We start from the raw sequence: 14,774 nt of genomic DNA on the forward strand, positions 1-14,774 counted from the left end.
TGGATTATGAGGGACATCCCAAAAAATCGGATTAGTACACGTGCCTTAACAGTATGGAAAACATCTGCACTCATTTCGTCTATGATTGGTTGGACTTTAGCCATAACTGTCTTAGTCCTTACGATTATTTTTGATTGGACGTACTGGGTTTTAACAGGCCTACTCATCCTTTGCATGATTGAATCAATATTAACGATTTTCATTTTACCGAAGCTAAAGTGGAAGCGTTGGAGATATGAGGTTCATGAACATGAAATTGACCTCCAACGTGGCGTTTTCATTGTGAAAAGAACAATTATTCCAATGAACCGCGTCCAACACGTTGATACCCAGCAAGGACCGTTGTTGCGTAAACATCATTTAGCTACTGTTACCATTTCAACAGCGGCAACAGTTCATGAAATACCAGCACTTGATTTGGAGGAAGCAGACCAGTTGCGTGACTCAATCTCAAGCTTAGCAAGGGTGGATGAAGATGATGTTTGAATCACGCCGAATGCACCCGGTTGCTGGCATTTTAAGTTTCTTAAAGCAACTTAAGGAAATGATACTCCCTTTAATATTCCTCTTTTTTGTAGGACCGGGGGATGATTTTGAAAAATATTATTTTTTAGGTGCTTTTGCTTTTATTTTATTGATGTTGATCTATGGAATCTTGCATTGGTATCGTTATACCTATCGGATTGAAAATGGAGAGTTACGAATTGAATATGGTGTGATTATCCGAAAAAAACGCTATATACCTATAGAGCGAATTCAAACGATAGATGTATCCGCTGGTATTATTCAACGAATTTTTGGGTTGGTAAAACTACAGGTGGAGACAGCCGGTGGGGGCATGCAGGCTGAGGCTGTTCTAACGGCTATTAAAGAAGAAGAAGCCAATCAATTACGTGAAATCTTATCTCGTTCGAAAAAGCAACAGGAAGAAGAAACCGAAACACAGAAAACAAGATTTACATATCAAATTACACCAAAGGAACTGCTTGTCCTTGCATCCACCTCAGGGGGAATCGGGATTGTTATTTCCGGTGTACTTGCATTTCTGAGTCAGTTTGCAGAATACTTACCATTTGAAAAACTATATAATACGATTGAAAAATATGTCAGTCTATCGATTTTAATCTATATTATCGCACTAATTGCTTTGTTCTTATTGATCGCGTGGATAGTTGGGATTTTAATTATGACCCTCCGCTACGCCAATTTTACAGTCGTAAAACGAGAAGATGAGCTTTTTATAACGAGAGGATTGATTGAAAAAAAGCAGACAACCATTCCGTTAACACGGATACAGGCGATACGTATTGGTGAGAATTTGATAAGGCAGCCTTTAGGCTATGCAACGGTGTATATTGAAAGTGCTGGTGGCTCGATTAATAAAGGAGAAGATTTCTCAACCGTGCTATTTCCTTTAGTAAAGAAAAATGCCATCAATCATTTGTTACAGCATTTTGTTCCTGACTATCAGATGCAAGAAATTGAAAATTACGCACCTTCCAATGCAAAGTGGAGATATATGTTTAGAGGGATGTTGCCTTTTCTAGCACTTGTCCCCGCAATTGTCATGTTGTCCTATGTCTTTAGTTCATGGGGCTATCTAGGTCTGTTTCTTTTACCAATTGGGGCAATGCTTGGCTATAGCCGCTATAAAGTGGCCGGATGGAAGATTGAAGAGGACCAGTTGACCTTACAGTTTCGCTTTTTTAGCAAGGTAACCGTTCTTCATCATAAAAAACGAATCCAATCCTTGGACAAGAAACAATCCCACTTCCAAAGGAAAAAAGACATTGGTTCAGTTAAAACCTTTATTAAATCAGCTGTCGCAGGCAAAGGGTTTGAAGTAAAGGATCTGCAGATTTCCGATTGCTGGATCATTTGGGAATGGTACAGAAAGCGAAACAAGACAATAACAGAAGATATATCGATGAATGATTAAAAAGAGCTAAAGCCATTCCGCTTTAGCTCTTGAATTTTTTAGAGGAAAATTCCGAGAATCACTAAGATAATAATAATCAACCAAATAATATGTTTGGTAGAAAATTGTCTAGGAATCCTCATTCGTGGTCTGTAAGATGAATTTCCTGCCATGATGACCTGTGGCTGACCTGCGGTTCTCGGTAAAACGAGTGGTGCAATAATAGCGCCAGCAAGGAATCCAAAGATATGGGCGATAATATTGACATTTGAATTTATAAATGTCATGACCAAACCAATAATTAAAATCGTCATGATGAGCTGCGAATTCATTTGATTAATCAAGTCTTTACGGAACAAGACCATATATAAGTAAATACCAAATAATCCAAAGATAGCCCCTGAAGAACCAACATGGGCAAACTCGAGTGGTTCTATGTAAAAGGTTGCTAGGTTTGCAGCTACTCCCGTTAAGAGATAGGCTACGATAAATTTGAATTTACCTAACATGCTTTCTAACGCAGGCCCAAATAAGACAAGTGAAAATGAATTAAACAACATATGGCCAAACCCACTATGGACAAAAATGGGGGTGACTAATCTCCAATACTCGCCTTCAGAAATTAAGAAATTAAATCCAATCATGTGCTGCATAAGAGTTGTTCCAAATGGAAGAGATAAAAAAATCAACAACCAAAGAAAAATATGAATCCCGATTAATATTGATATAATAGGATATAATCGTAAAAATTGACGAAAGCTTTCAGTTCTTATAAACATCTTATTACTCCTTTTTGTAGTCATCTTATCGTACTATATTCTTCAAAGGATGGCGAACATCCTTTAACGGTTTGTACCATCTTATGATTGAAAGCTTTTATATAGAAGAAAGGATTTTGAAATGATCATTGGAACAGGTATTGATATTGTGGAGCTTGAGAGAATCAAAAAAATTTTACATAGACAGAAAAAGTTCGTAGATCGGATATTAACAAATGCCGAGAAAGAAAAATTTTTTCGTCTTTCTGAGTCCCGTCAGGTTGAGTTTCTTGCAGGTCGGTTTGCTGTAAAGGAAGCATATTCAAAGGCTGTTGGAACTGGAATTGGTGAGAATTTGAGTTTTTTGGATATTGAGGTTTTATCAGATGAAAAGGGTAAGCCAGTCCTTACAAAACCAATGAATCAAAAGGCCCATTTATCCATTACACACAGTAAAGATTATGCCGTTGCGCAAGTAATTCTTGAAAGCTTGTCAAGCTAGTCTGCATATTACACAACTTTGCCTCATATATTTTTAGTGCGGTAGGTGAGACAAGGTGTATGAATATGATGAACGGTGTGATTTTCACTTAGTTTAGATGCTTTAGTAAGTAAGCTGCAAAGTTGAGTTGGAAAGAACACTAGGAAGATGATGGGGTCCTAATACGCACGGAAATGATTCCTTACCTGTTCGTCACATAATACACTTTGTCTCAACCAATAGGCGATAAGAGGCAAAGGGGTTGAAGAGGAAATGAAGAAAAAAGTATTTTTGTTGTTATTAGGGCTACTCATTGCCCTTGTACTCGCAGCATGTGGGGAAAAATCACAGGAAGATGTGGTTAGTGCATTAGATGCAAAGGTCCAAAAAATGACTGGCTATAAGGCAGATGCGAAGATGACGCTTCAAACAGGCAATGATCCACAAGTATATGAAGTGGAAATTTGGCATAAGGAGCCGACATTCTATCGTGTAAACCTTAAGAATGCAGAAAAAGACCAAAGCCAGATGATTTTACGTAATGAAGAAGGGGTATTTGTTCTGACACCTGCTCTTAACAAAAGCTTCCGATTCCAAAGCGACTGGCCAGAAAACAGCAGCCAAGCTTATCTTTTTGAATCTTTAGTACATGATGTGCAGGAAGATCCAGAAGCGAAATTTACAGCTACAAAGGATCAATACATTTTTGAAACAAAAACAAATTACAAAAATAATAATATGCTGCCAAAACAAGAAATTACATTTAGCAAAAAGGACTTAGCTCCAGTATCTGTGAAGGTAATGGACCCTGATCGTAAAGTATTATTGTTAGTTGAATTCACTAAGGTTGAATTTGACGCAAGCTTCGATAAATCAGCATTTGATGTTGAGAAGAATATGTCTTCTGCCAATATAGGTGAAATCCCAGTAATGGGTGAGGTTGATAAGCAACCACTTGAAGTTCTATATCCTTCAGAGGATGCACTTGCTGGTGTTGAATTAAAAGAAGAAAAGAAAATAGAAACGGAAAATGGAACACGTGTCATTATGACTTTCGGTGGAGAGAAAACCTTCACATTAATCCAAGAAACAGCCCGAGTTGCTGAGGTTGCTACAACAATTTCATTAAGCGGTGAGCCTGTTGACCTTGGATTCACGGTGGGGACTCTTACAGATAAGGCGATTTCATGGACACACAATGGTGCAGAATTTATGATTGCATCAGACGATCTAACTCAAGATGAGTTAATCTCAGTTGCACGTACAGTACAAGGCAAGGCTGTAAAATAAACTCCGAACCCAGGCCCGAATAATCGGGTCTGTTTTTTTGTCTCTAAATATCGACAGCATCCTTTGGAATTTATTTCAGAAACCGAAGGATGCTGTCGGATGAAGTTGATAGAACGTAGAATTTAACGAACGAAAAAAGTTCTATATATTGAATTTCTACAAATTTTTTTAAAAGACTCTGTTACATTATTTAAGCGAGACATGTCCAAGTATAGAAGGGAGCTGGGATTGTAAGAAACTTAGGACAAAGTGTACGGAACTCATAACAGATATTTGGAGGGGTATGAAATTGAAGAAAACAAAGATTTTTTCCACAGCACTTGCATTATCATTAAGCGTTGGACTATTAGCAGGTCCAGCCATATCACCAAACGCTAGCGCATCAGATGTATCCTCAAAACTAGCTTCACAAGGCTCACCAATCGACTTAGGGATCGCAAACGATGAAAAACTCATTGAAATGCTCAAGAAAAATGGCAAAATCGCAAAAGACGCTTCCCCAGCAGAAGCGGAGAAGGTATTGAAAAAGTTCCTAAAGGCAAAAGCCGCGAACTCTGGTCAAACAAAGGACAAGCTACCAAAGGGGCTTGATGCTAATCTTAAGTCTGCAAAAAAATCAATTGACAATGGTTTGAAAAACGGAAAGGGGAACAAGTTTGGACAGGCAAAGAAAAATAAAGTGGATCCTGTACAGGAAGATGGTTATAACGGCGAGGTGCGTCAGGATAAGGTTCTAGTCCTTGCTATTGATTTCCCAGACTATGAGAAAAGCTCCATAACAAAAGAAGAAACAGACATGTGGTATGAGGACTATACCCATGATCATTTCCAAAATATGATTTTCGGTAAGGATGGATATAAAGGACCAAACGGTGAAGATTTAATATCCATGAAGCAATATTATGAACAACAATCAGGTGGTAGTTATACAGTTGATGGAACTGTAGCGGGCTGGTATACTGCAGATCACCCAGCGGCATATTATGGTGGGAATTATCCAGACCCAGATGGTAGTGACGCTCGACCACGCGAATTAGTGATGGAAGCCCTAAAAAAAGCAGGGGCTGACCCTAATGTGGACCTAAGTGAATATGATGTATGGGATCGTGATGATTATGATGGAGACGGTGTATATAATGAGCCGGATGGAATTATTGACCATCTTATGGTTATCCATGCAGGTGTAGGTGAAGAGGCAGGTGGTGGTTCCCTTGGTGGGGACGCAATTTGGTCACACCGTTGGAACCTAGGGGCTTTACGTGCTGTGCCAGGAGGAACTTCAAATAGTGATCGTTTTGGCGGACTATTAGGTGCTTATGATTACACAATTGAACCTGAAGACGGTGCTGCAGGCGTGTTCATCCATGAATTTGGTCATGATCTAGGTCTACCGGATGAATATGACACTGTATATAGTGGAGCTGGTGAGGCTGTTGCCTACTGGTCAGTAATGGCTAGTGGAAGCTGGGCTGGAGATATTCCAGGAACAGAACCACCGGGTATGAGTGCATATGCAAAAGAAAAACTCCAAGCATGGCATGGTGGGAACTGGTTGAGTGGGACAACACTTCATGCCAATGATATCACTGGTGATGGTACGACTGTCCTTCTAGATGAGGGTGTAACAAAAGGTACCAATTATGATGCCGTACGTATTGATTTGCCAGGAAAGTTGAATGTGCTAAATTCACCTGCTGATGGATCATATGAGTATTACGGTGGTAAAGGAGACGAAGTAGACCATAAAATGGTGACAAAGGTTGACTTGACAGGGGCTTCAAGTGCAACCCTAGACTTTGATGCTTGGTATAATATCGAACAAGATTGGGATTATGCTATGGTTCAAGTTTCAACTGATGGAGGAGACACTTGGACATCGCTTTCAAGCGACCGAACATCAACAACTCTTGATCCTAATGGTTATTCAGCAATTAGTGAAAACCTACCAGGTTATACTGGGTCTAGTAATGGTTGGGTCCATGAAACGATTGATTTAAGCGATTATGCTGGTGAAGAAATCCAACTACAATTCCGCTCAATGACAGATTGGGCAACAAACCTAGATGGTTTCTTTGCGGATAATGTGAAGGTGACGGCAGACGGGAATGAAGTATTTTTTGATGGAGCAGAAGGAAAACCTCTGTTTACACTAGATGGTTTTGAAAAACATGATGGGAAATATGAAACAAACCATTACTATTTACTAGAATGGAGATCTCATAATGGTGTCGATAAAGGATTAAAGAATATCCGCCGTGGAGCGAGCCTAATGTCATATGACCCAGGTTTAGTTGTTTGGTATGTTGATGAAAGCTATGATAATAACTGGACTGGGGCACATCCTGGTGATGGTTTCTTAGGAGTAGTCGATGCGGATCAGCACGCCGTAAGTTGGAGTGACAAAGCTGTAGGTTCAACACGTTATCAACTTCATGATGCGGCATTCAGCTTAGATAAATCGGAGAAAATGTTCTTAGATTACCCAGGTCAATTTACAATGAAGGACAACTTCACACAACGCACACCTTTATTTGATGATAGTGCTGACTATAGTAACCCAGGCTTAGTCGATGCAGGACGTAACATTCCTGAATATGGCCTAAAATTCCGTGTTGTTGGCCAAAGTGCTGATGGCACAGTAGGTAAGGTGTTAATTTTTAAATAAAAATATTTTAAGACCCCTTTGACCACCCAAAGGGGTCTTTGGCCTGCATTTTAGTTTTTCTTCAACATATTTTCTTTTTTTCGTCATATGTTAAGATGGGTATGATGAAAAACTACCATTGACATGGACACAACTAAGTTTAATAATCGAATTCATATAGTAGTTAATAATCTAAGAAGGTGTTTATTCATGGACTCTACCCATTTTTATCGTGATACTTGGGTTGAAGTGGATTTAGATTGCATTTTTGAGAACGTAAAAAACATGAAAGGGTTTTTACCAGAACAAGTGGACGTAATGGCGGTCGTTAAGGCAAATGCGTATGGACACGGAGACGTGGAGGTTGCAAAAACTGCGCTTGAAGCGGGGGCTACCTATCTTGCAGTTGCTTTTATCGATGAAGCGATCTCTCTACGCCATGGAGGAATAGATGCACCAATTCTTGTACTTGGAGCATCACGTCCAACTGACGTAGCTATTGCAGCAGAACACAATATTTCGCTCACCATTTACAGCGGGGAGTGGCTTGATGAGGTATTAGAAAACTATCAAGGCAGTACTCCACTTACCCTTCACTTAAAACTTGATACAGGAATGGGACGCCTTGGAGTTAAAGAAAAAGGGGAATTACAAACGATTCTTAAGAAAGTTGAGCAAAATCCTCAACTTCAACTCGATGGTGTTTTTACTCATTTTGCAACAGCAGACGAAATTGATACATCTTATTTTGAACAACAATATCAGAACTTCCTGGAAATGCTTGGGTGGATTCCAAACAAACCGAAGATAATTCATTGTGGAAATAGTGCAACTGGCTATCGTTTTCCCGATAAAGTATTCAATGTGGTGAGACTGGGAATTGGGATGTATGGAATGACCCCATCACCGGAAATAAAAGATCAGCTACCTTACGAGCTTGAGCAAGCCTTTTCTTTCCATAGCAAACTCGTCCATGTAAAACGAATCTCAAAAGGCGAAAAAGTAAGCTATGGGGCAACTTTTACAGCAGATGAAGATATGTGGGTCGGGACAGTTCCAGTCGGCTACGCCGATGGTTGGATTCGGAAACTACAAAATACGAACGTTATAATTGGCGGTGAATTCTGTCAAATCATTGGCCGTGTCTGCATGGACCAATTTATGGTTCAACTTCCAAATAAACTACCGGTAGGCACAAAAGTCACTTTAATCGGGGAGCAAAATGACCAATTTATTAGTGTAGACGATGTGGCAAGCGCTCTTGAAACAATCAACTACGAGGTTACATGTACGATAAGTTTTCGAGTTCCACGTATTTTTTTAAGAAATAAGAGAATAATTGAAGTGAGAAATCCGTTATTAAGACATTACTAGTAGAGAAAATAGTACAATGGTTGTACACGTTGGATCACTTTCTTTTTTTATGCACATAAATAAATGCAGGTTTTGGAAACCTTGTAAATCCTATGCATAAAAACCAATTGTATATGTCGATAATAATTAAGAATTAATGGATTAAGCTTTGCATCTAATCATAATAATGGTATTATTAAGATTGGAGTAGAATATTGGTGGCAAGTTGGTGGAGGTGTATGTTTGTGTCTGAATCCAGCGCAACAACAGAAATTCTAGTACGATTACCACAAAACCTAATTAGTGAGTTGGATGGCCTAGTGAAACAAGAAAACGGTAACCGTAATGAACTGATTTATCAAGCTACAAAAATGTATCTACGTGAGAGAAAGAAGCGTCAAATTACAGAATCTATGAGACGCGGTTACATGGAAATGGCAAAAATCAACCTTACTATTGCATCGGAGGCTTTTTTAGCTGAATCTGAGGCTGACCACACCGTAGAACGCTTAGTTAGCGGGGGGTAATCATTTGATTGTAAAACGTGGCGACGTTTATTTTGCAGACCTCTCCCCAGTTGTTGGCTCAGAGCAAGGAGGCGTTCGTCCTGTTCTTGTCATCCAAAACGATATCGGGAATCGGTTTAGTCCCACAGTCATTGTCGCAGCCATAACTGCACAAATTCAAAAAGCGAAGCTCCCAACCCATGTTGAGATCGATGCGGAGCGTTATGGATTTGAGCGCGATTCAGTTATTCTGTTAGAACAAATTCGTACAATCGATAAGCAGCGTCTAACCGATAAGATAACACATCTCGATGAAGAGATGATGGACAGAGTGGATGATGCCTTACAAATTAGTTTAGGACTCATCGATTTTTAATTCATTTATTTATATGTGATACGTCTATGAGAAGTTACCCCGTGGTAACTTCTTTTATTTTATTTATTAGTCCCACAGGATGTGGCATTCTTCGTCTTTGATCCTATAAATACCGGCTACATAATATATTACAAAAACATTTTACTTATGTAACAAATCCTGAAATGTGAAGGATATCACATCTTTTCTATCGAAGCACATATTAAGGGATTATCCTTAAATACCTTTCGAAAAAAATAAAGAGAGAGCGGTGGAAAAGAATGAAAAGGCAATCTACAAATCCGAAAAGAGACGAAGTAGAAAGGCTGGTACAGGACTTCCGAAAAACTGGCTCAAAAGCAATAGAAAGGGAAATCGTTGAGAAGTATGAGAATCTGATTCATTCAATTGCTTGGAAATACTCTAAAGGCAGAGCGTTTCACGAAGATATTGTCCAAGTAGGGAGAATTGGACTTTTAGGTGCAATCAGAAGATTCGATCAAACGGTTGGAAAGAGCTTTAATAGCTTTGCTGTACCAACAATTATTGGTGAAATTAAACATTATTTACGAGATAAAACATGGAATGTACATGTGCCAAGAGGGGCTAAGGAACTCGGAATAAAAATAAAAAAGGCAAAAGAAGAACTTACAGTAGCCTTGCAAAGGACACCAGAGGTACATGAAATCGCAAATTATCTTCATGTAGATAAAAAGGAAGTCCTAGAAGCAATGGAACTTGGACAAGCTTATTATTCAAAATCAATTGAAATGCCGATTGACCAAGAGTCTGAAGGCAAAGCGATAATAGAAACAGTAGGTAAGAAGGATAGAGCTTACGAGAAAGTATTGAAAAGATTGGATGTAAAGAAGGCTCTCCATGTGCTTTCTAATCGTGAAAAGAAAATTCTTTACTACACATACATTCAAGAGAAGAGTCAAAGAGAGACAGGAAAAATAGTTGGGGTTTCACAAATGCATGTGTCCCGCATCCAACGAAATGCCATTAAAAAGCTTCGAGAAGCAGTACTTGGATGAGCTAATTTTGGTAGAATAGATAAGGGTTAGAAGTGAAAGTAGGAGGAAAACAGTTTTGACACAAACATTGCAATCAAATGAAATGATGGTAAAAACCATCGCCAAAGACATTGGAATTACAACAAAGCAAGTGCATAGTGTGATTAACCTCTTAGATGAAGGCAATACCGTACCTTTTATCGCGCGTTATCGTAAAGAACTGACAGGTTCTTTAGATGAGGTACAAATTAAAGATGTACAAGAAAAATGGACGTATTTACAGAACCTTGAGACACGAAAAGAAGAGGTTATTCGACTTATTTCTGAACAAGGAAAGCTAACTGATGAGCTTCAAGCAGAAATCATGAAATCGACAAAGCTACAGCAGGTTGAGGATTTATACAGACCATATAAGCAAAAGCGTCGTACAAAAGCGACCGTGGCAAAAGAAAAGGGACTCGAGCCACTTGCAGAATGGTTATATACCTTCCCAATGAATGTAGATGTCTTACAATATGCTACCGGGTTCATTTCAGAGGAAAAAGAAGTACTCAGTGCTGAAGATGCTATCCAGGGGGCTAAAGATATTATCGCTGAGTGGATTTCGGATGACGCGAGTTTCCGTCAATGGATCCGCAACGAAACCTTCAAACAAGGCACAATTGAAACAGTGGTAAAGGATCAAGAAAAAGACGAAAAAAATGTCTACGAAATGTACTATGAATACAAAGAGCCTATTCATAAGGTAGTTCCACACCGTGTACTAGCGATGAATCGCGGAGAAAAAGAGGAGATCTTACGTGTATCAATTGAACCACCTCTTGACCGAATTGTAACCTTCTTACATCGGAAAATCGTAAAGAAGGAAAATTCACCGGTAACTCCATATATCGTAGAAACAATTGAAGATAGCTATAAACGCTTGATTCAGCCTTCAATTGAAAGAGAAATCCGAAAAGAGTTGACGGAGAAGGCAGAAGACAGAGCCATTCACATTTTCTCAGAAAACCTTCGTAATCTACTCTTACAGCCACCACTAAAAGGTAAGGTTGTTCTAGGGGTTGACCCTGCTTATCGTACAGGATGTAAACTAGCTGCTGTTGATGAAACAGGGAAGGTTTTAAAAATAGATGTCATTTACCCACATCCGCCAGTGAATAAAAAAGAAGAAGCGGTTAAGAAAATCAAATCCATTCTCCAGGAATTTAAGGTTGAAATGGTGGCAATCGGAAATGGTACAGCCTCAAGAGAAACAGAGCAGTTTGTCACTGATGTTTTAAAAGAAGTAAATCAAGATATCTTCTATATTATCGTGAATGAAGCGGGTGCAAGTGTGTACTCAGCATCCGATATCGCGCGAGAAGAATTTCCTGATTTCCAAGTTGAAGAAAGAAGTGCGGTTTCCATTGCAAGAAGACTTCAAGATCCATTGGCAGAACTAGTGAAAATTGATCCGAAGTCAGTGGGAGTAGGTCAATACCAGCATGATGTTTCACAGAAAAAATTAAATGACCAGCTAACCTTCGTCGTTGAAACGGTAGTTAACAAGGTTGGAGTGAATGTAAATACAGCATCCCCATCCTTATTACAATATGTAGCTGGCCTATCCAAAGCTGTCGCAAACAACATCGTCAAAAAACGTGAAGAACAAGGGAAGTTCACGAACAGAAGCGAATTAAAGAACATTCCACGCCTAGGTGCAAAAACATATGAGCAATGTATCGGATTCCTTCGTATTGTTGATGGTAATGAACCATTAGACCGTACAGGAATTCACCCGGAAAACTATAAGGAAGTTAAAAAACTTCTTGCGAAATATGGTTTAACGAGTAATGACCTTGGTACAGATAATTTAAAAGAAGCCATCTCATCTATCGTGGCAGAGGAAGTGGCTGCTGAAATGGGAATTGGTGAAATCACCATTCACGATATTACGGAAGCGTTAGTAAGCCCCGAACGCGATCCACGTGATGAACTGGCAAAACCATTACTTAAAAAAGACATCCTTAGGCTTGAAGACATTGCGAAAGGAATGGAGCTTGAAGGAACCGTTCGAAATGTTGTAGATTTTGGAGCGTTTGTTGACATTGGAGTTAAGCAGGATGGCTTAGTCCATATCTCAAAACTAAGCAATAACTTCGTAAAACATCCACTTGATGTAGTATCAGTCGGAGATGTTGTAACGGTCTGGATAGATGACGTCGATGTTAAAAAAGGAAGAGTGGCATTAACAATGCTGCCGCCACAAAACTAATAAATCTAAAAACACTGCTCACGAGCAGTGTTTTTTTCTATAAAAATACCAGCATTGATTCAATAATTTAATTTGGTATCGATTTTTCTCATAGTAGGCGCGTTTCATTTGATTTTGAAGCCAAGTAGGCATAGGCTAAACCTCCTCGTTAATAAACTTTTACCCTCCAAAAAATTAAAAAAATGATACTATAGTGATGAAGTTACCAAACTATAGGTTTGAGTATATATAGTGTATGCAGATACAGTATGTCCTGTTCGAAAAGGATAGAAAGGAGAAAAAAACATGGAACAGTTTGAACTACAAAAAATAGTGGAAGAGGTTTCTTTAGAATTGTTCGGTAAACCATTTCTTCACAAAGCCACTTTTAACAATCGATTACAAACGACAGGTGGCAGGTATCTTCTAAAATCTCACAATATTGAACTGAATCCAAAATATTATCAAGAACGTGGAATCGAAGAATTAGTCGGGATTATTAAGCATGAACTGTGCCATTATCATTTGCATATAGAGGGAAAAGGATATCAGCATCGCGATCGGGACTTTCGGAATCTCTTAAATGCTGTGGACGCTCCCCGATTCTGTAAACCATTAGAATCTGTCACAAGAAGAAAAATGTCAAAGCAATACTTGTATACATGTACAAGCTGTGGGCTAGGATATGTAAGGAAAAGAAGGATCGATACAAAACGGTACGTTTGTGGAAAATGCTCAGGGAAATTAATGGAAGTAAAAAAAGTTTGACTCAGGTTTAATCATGTGATAAATTATAAAAGTCGCCGCAAAAACGGTGAATAATAAAAAAATAGATACTCTTGACAACAAGGGAGTCTGTTTTTATAATAAGAAATGTCGTCACATTATTCCGCAGTAGCTCAGTGGTAGAGCTATCGGCTGTTAACCGATCGGTCGTAGGTTCGAGTCCTACCTGCGGAGCCAATGGGGAAGTACTCAAGTGGCTGAAGAGGCGCCCCTGCTAAGGGTGTAGGTCGCGTAAGCGGCGCGAGGGTTCAAATCCCTCCTTCTCCGCCAGATTTAAAATGGCCCGTTGGTCAAGCGGTTAAGACACCGCCCTTTCACGGCGGTAACACGGGTTCGAATCCCGTACGGGTCATACAATGATGGGATGTAGGATTGATGAAATCTTACCTCCCATTTCTATCTCTTAAACATGGAGGATTAGCTCAGCTGGGAGAGCACCTGCCTTACAAGCAGGGGGTCGGCGGTTCGATCCCGTCATCCTCCACCATTTTATGTTGCGATTATTACTTAGTAATGTCGACGATATTTCGTGTTATTTCCTACTGAAATAACCCAAAATATCCTCTTGCGGTGAAAGTTCATGAAGTTTATTCGAAGAAGAGAATTCATGAAGTCTATTCAATGGGCTATAGCCAAGCGGTAAGGCAACGGACTTTGACTCCGTCATTCGTAGGTTCGAATCCTGCTAGCCCAGCCATTTTCATTACTAGCAATTATTAAAAAACATTGCATGAGCCATTAGCTCAGTTGGTAGAGCATCTGACTTTTAATCAGAGGGTCGAAGGTTCGAGTCCTTCATGGCTCACCATTTATATCAATAAATGCGGGTGTGGCGGAATTGGCAGACGCGCTAGACTTAGGATCTAGTGTCTTTGACGTGGGGGTTCGAGTCCCTTCACCCGCACTGTGTATAATCTATTCGCGGTCGTGGCGGAATGGCAGACGCGCTAGGTTGAGGGCCTAGTGGGAGTTGATCCCGTGGAAGTTCGAGTCTTCTCGACCGCACCAAAAAAAGTTTTTTAAAAAAGTACTTGCAATTAGGTTTGTAAGATGCTATTATAGAAAAGTCGCTGATTTCAAATCACTGATTAATATGCGCCCGTAGCTCAATTGGATAGAGCGTCTGACTACGGATCAGAAGGCTATGGGTTCGACTCCTTTCGGGCGCGCCATTTCATATCGGGAAGTAGCTCAGCTTGGTAGAGCACTTGGTTTGGGACCAAGGGGTCGCAGGTTCGAATCCTGTCTTCCCGACCAGACGAAATTTAATATATGCGGGTGTAGTTTAATGGTAAAACCTCAGCCTTCCAAGCTGATGTCGTGAGTTCGATTCTCATCACCCGCTCCAAATTAGTTCTTTGAAAACTAAACATAATACAAGCGTCAACGTTTAATTCTAAAGTAACAAAAACTATTGAGCAATCAATACTCTTA

13 protein-coding genes and 11 tRNA genes are annotated in these 14,774 nt (G+C 39.6%); 22 read left to right on the plus strand and 2 right to left on the minus strand.

Features of this window, described 5'->3' with window-relative positions; genetic code table 11:
• The first annotated feature begins 6 nt into the window (after positions 1 to 6).
• Both CKJ95_RS22840 and CKJ95_RS22845 read left to right on the plus strand, forming a co-directional pair.
• Positions 7 to 486 (plus strand): PH domain-containing protein, encoded by a 480-nt coding sequence (locus CKJ95_RS22840; RefSeq protein WP_099355756.1) that lies wholly within the window; start codon positions 7 to 9, stop codon positions 484 to 486.
• A complete protein-coding gene (locus tag CKJ95_RS22845; RefSeq protein WP_257215906.1) occupies positions 476 to 1,939 on the plus strand; it encodes a PH domain-containing protein in 1,464 nt (487 codons plus the stop codon). The genes CKJ95_RS22840 and CKJ95_RS22845 overlap by 11 nt, the downstream gene beginning before the upstream one ends.
• Before the next feature lie 38 nt (positions 1,940 to 1,977).
• Here the strand turns inward: CKJ95_RS22845 and CKJ95_RS22850 are convergent, their stop codons facing one another.
• Positions 1,978 to 2,697, minus strand: coding sequence for a rhomboid family intramembrane serine protease (locus tag CKJ95_RS22850; RefSeq protein ID WP_099355757.1), 720 nt, complete (start codon positions 2,695 to 2,697; stop codon positions 1,978 to 1,980).
• 121 nt (positions 2,698 to 2,818) lie between these two features.
• On the opposite strand from CKJ95_RS22850, the gene acpS reads away from it, so the two are divergent.
• The 8 genes from acpS to CKJ95_RS22890 all read left to right on the plus strand — a co-directional run bounded on the left by acpS (position 2,819) and on the right by CKJ95_RS22890 (position 12,575).
• Positions 2,819 to 3,178: a holo-ACP synthase gene (acpS, locus tag CKJ95_RS22855; protein ID WP_099355758.1), complete on the plus strand. Its 360-nt coding sequence runs from the start codon at positions 2,819 to 2,821 to the stop codon at positions 3,176 to 3,178.
• 252 nt (positions 3,179 to 3,430) lie between these two features.
• Positions 3,431 to 4,447, plus strand: a complete 1,017-nt coding sequence (locus CKJ95_RS22860; protein WP_099355759.1) for a LolA family protein — start codon at positions 3,431 to 3,433, stop codon at positions 4,445 to 4,447.
• A gap of 289 nt (positions 4,448 to 4,736) precedes the next feature.
• The gene (locus tag CKJ95_RS22865; protein WP_445079852.1) at positions 4,737 to 7,112 is read left to right on the plus strand and encodes an immune inhibitor A domain-containing protein; all 2,376 of its coding nucleotides are present in this window, start codon (positions 4,737 to 4,739) and stop codon (positions 7,110 to 7,112) included.
• A gap of 189 nt (positions 7,113 to 7,301) precedes the next feature.
• Positions 7,302 to 8,465, plus strand: a complete 1,164-nt coding sequence (alr, locus tag CKJ95_RS22870) for an alanine racemase (RefSeq protein WP_099355761.1) — start codon at positions 7,302 to 7,304, stop codon at positions 8,463 to 8,465.
• Between the two features lie 224 nt (positions 8,466 to 8,689).
• A complete protein-coding gene (locus tag CKJ95_RS22875; protein WP_010284645.1) occupies positions 8,690 to 8,971 on the plus strand; it encodes a CopG family ribbon-helix-helix protein in 282 nt (93 codons plus the stop codon).
• A 4-nt stretch (positions 8,972 to 8,975) separates the two neighbouring features.
• Positions 8,976 to 9,326 (plus strand): type II toxin-antitoxin system endoribonuclease NdoA, encoded by a 351-nt coding sequence (gene ndoA, locus CKJ95_RS22880; protein ID WP_010284636.1) that lies wholly within the window; start codon positions 8,976 to 8,978, stop codon positions 9,324 to 9,326.
• 260 nt (positions 9,327 to 9,586) lie between these two features.
• Positions 9,587 to 10,342 (plus strand): RNA polymerase sigma factor SigB, encoded by a 756-nt coding sequence (sigB, locus tag CKJ95_RS22885; protein WP_099355762.1) that lies wholly within the window; start codon positions 9,587 to 9,589, stop codon positions 10,340 to 10,342.
• Positions 10,343 to 10,397: 55 nt separating this feature from the next.
• Positions 10,398 to 12,575 (plus strand): Tex family protein, encoded by a 2,178-nt coding sequence (locus CKJ95_RS22890; RefSeq protein WP_373604868.1) that lies wholly within the window; start codon positions 10,398 to 10,400, stop codon positions 12,573 to 12,575.
• Between the two features lie 18 nt (positions 12,576 to 12,593).
• Here the strand turns inward: CKJ95_RS22890 and cmpA are convergent, their stop codons facing one another.
• Complete coding sequence (gene cmpA / locus CKJ95_RS22895; protein WP_087947091.1) at positions 12,594 to 12,707, minus strand: cortex morphogenetic protein CmpA; 114 nt, start codon at positions 12,705 to 12,707, stop codon at positions 12,594 to 12,596.
• A gap of 153 nt (positions 12,708 to 12,860) precedes the next feature.
• Here cmpA and CKJ95_RS22900 point away from each other — a divergent pair, with 153 nt between their 5' ends.
• The 12 genes from CKJ95_RS22900 to CKJ95_RS22955 all read left to right on the plus strand — a co-directional run bounded on the left by CKJ95_RS22900 (position 12,861) and on the right by CKJ95_RS22955 (position 14,688).
• Positions 12,861 to 13,322 (plus strand): SprT family protein, encoded by a 462-nt coding sequence (locus CKJ95_RS22900; protein ID WP_099355763.1) that lies wholly within the window; start codon positions 12,861 to 12,863, stop codon positions 13,320 to 13,322.
• A gap of 120 nt (positions 13,323 to 13,442) precedes the next feature.
• Positions 13,443 to 13,517 (plus strand) — tRNA-Asn (locus CKJ95_RS22905).
• Positions 13,518 to 13,519: 2 nt separating this feature from the next.
• Positions 13,520 to 13,610 (plus strand) — tRNA-Ser (locus tag CKJ95_RS22910).
• 10 nt (positions 13,611 to 13,620) lie between these two features.
• A tRNA-Glu gene (locus CKJ95_RS22915) sits at positions 13,621 to 13,692 on the plus strand.
• Between the two features lie 59 nt (positions 13,693 to 13,751).
• Positions 13,752 to 13,827: transfer RNA gene (locus CKJ95_RS22920), tRNA-Val, on the plus strand.
• A gap of 135 nt (positions 13,828 to 13,962) precedes the next feature.
• A tRNA-Gln gene (locus CKJ95_RS22925) sits at positions 13,963 to 14,037 on the plus strand.
• A 35-nt stretch (positions 14,038 to 14,072) separates the two neighbouring features.
• Positions 14,073 to 14,148: transfer RNA gene (locus CKJ95_RS22930), tRNA-Lys, on the plus strand.
• 15 nt (positions 14,149 to 14,163) lie between these two features.
• Positions 14,164 to 14,244 (plus strand) — tRNA-Leu (locus CKJ95_RS22935).
• 17 nt (positions 14,245 to 14,261) lie between these two features.
• A tRNA-Leu gene (locus CKJ95_RS22940) sits at positions 14,262 to 14,348 on the plus strand.
• 87 nt (positions 14,349 to 14,435) lie between these two features.
• A tRNA-Arg gene (locus CKJ95_RS22945) sits at positions 14,436 to 14,512 on the plus strand.
• 8 nt (positions 14,513 to 14,520) lie between these two features.
• Positions 14,521 to 14,597: transfer RNA gene (locus tag CKJ95_RS22950), tRNA-Pro, on the plus strand.
• A gap of 17 nt (positions 14,598 to 14,614) precedes the next feature.
• Positions 14,615 to 14,688: transfer RNA gene (locus CKJ95_RS22955), tRNA-Gly, on the plus strand.
• The last annotated feature ends 86 nt before the right edge of the window (positions 14,689 to 14,774 follow it).

This window comes from Fredinandcohnia onubensis, from assembly GCF_002734285.1.
GTDB classification, from domain to species: domain Bacteria; phylum Bacillota; class Bacilli; order Bacillales; family Bacillaceae_L; genus Ferdinandcohnia; species Ferdinandcohnia onubensis_A.

Excerpts from the sequence above, each read along its gene's own strand:
- CKJ95_RS22840 (WP_099355756.1), top strand. The coding sequence starts at position 7 with ATGAGGGACATCCCAAAAAATCGGATTAGTACACGTGCCTTAACAGTA.
- CKJ95_RS22845 (WP_257215906.1), top strand. The coding sequence starts at position 476 with ATGATGTTTGAATCACGCCGAATGCACCCGGTTGCTGGCATTTTAAGT.
- CKJ95_RS22850 (WP_099355757.1), bottom strand. The coding sequence starts at position 2,697 with ATGTTTATAAGAACTGAAAGCTTTCGTCAATTTTTACGATTATATCCT.
- acpS (WP_099355758.1), top strand. The coding sequence starts at position 2,819 with ATGATCATTGGAACAGGTATTGATATTGTGGAGCTTGAGAGAATCAAA.
- CKJ95_RS22860 (WP_099355759.1), top strand. The coding sequence starts at position 3,431 with ATGAAGAAAAAAGTATTTTTGTTGTTATTAGGGCTACTCATTGCCCTT.
- alr (WP_099355761.1), top strand. The coding sequence starts at position 7,302 with ATGGACTCTACCCATTTTTATCGTGATACTTGGGTTGAAGTGGATTTA.
- sigB (WP_099355762.1), top strand. The coding sequence starts at position 9,587 with ATGAAAAGGCAATCTACAAATCCGAAAAGAGACGAAGTAGAAAGGCTG.
- cmpA (WP_087947091.1), bottom strand. The coding sequence starts at position 12,707 with ATGCCTACTTGGCTTCAAAATCAAATGAAACGCGCCTACTATGAGAAA.
- CKJ95_RS22900 (WP_099355763.1), top strand. The coding sequence starts at position 12,861 with ATGGAACAGTTTGAACTACAAAAAATAGTGGAAGAGGTTTCTTTAGAA.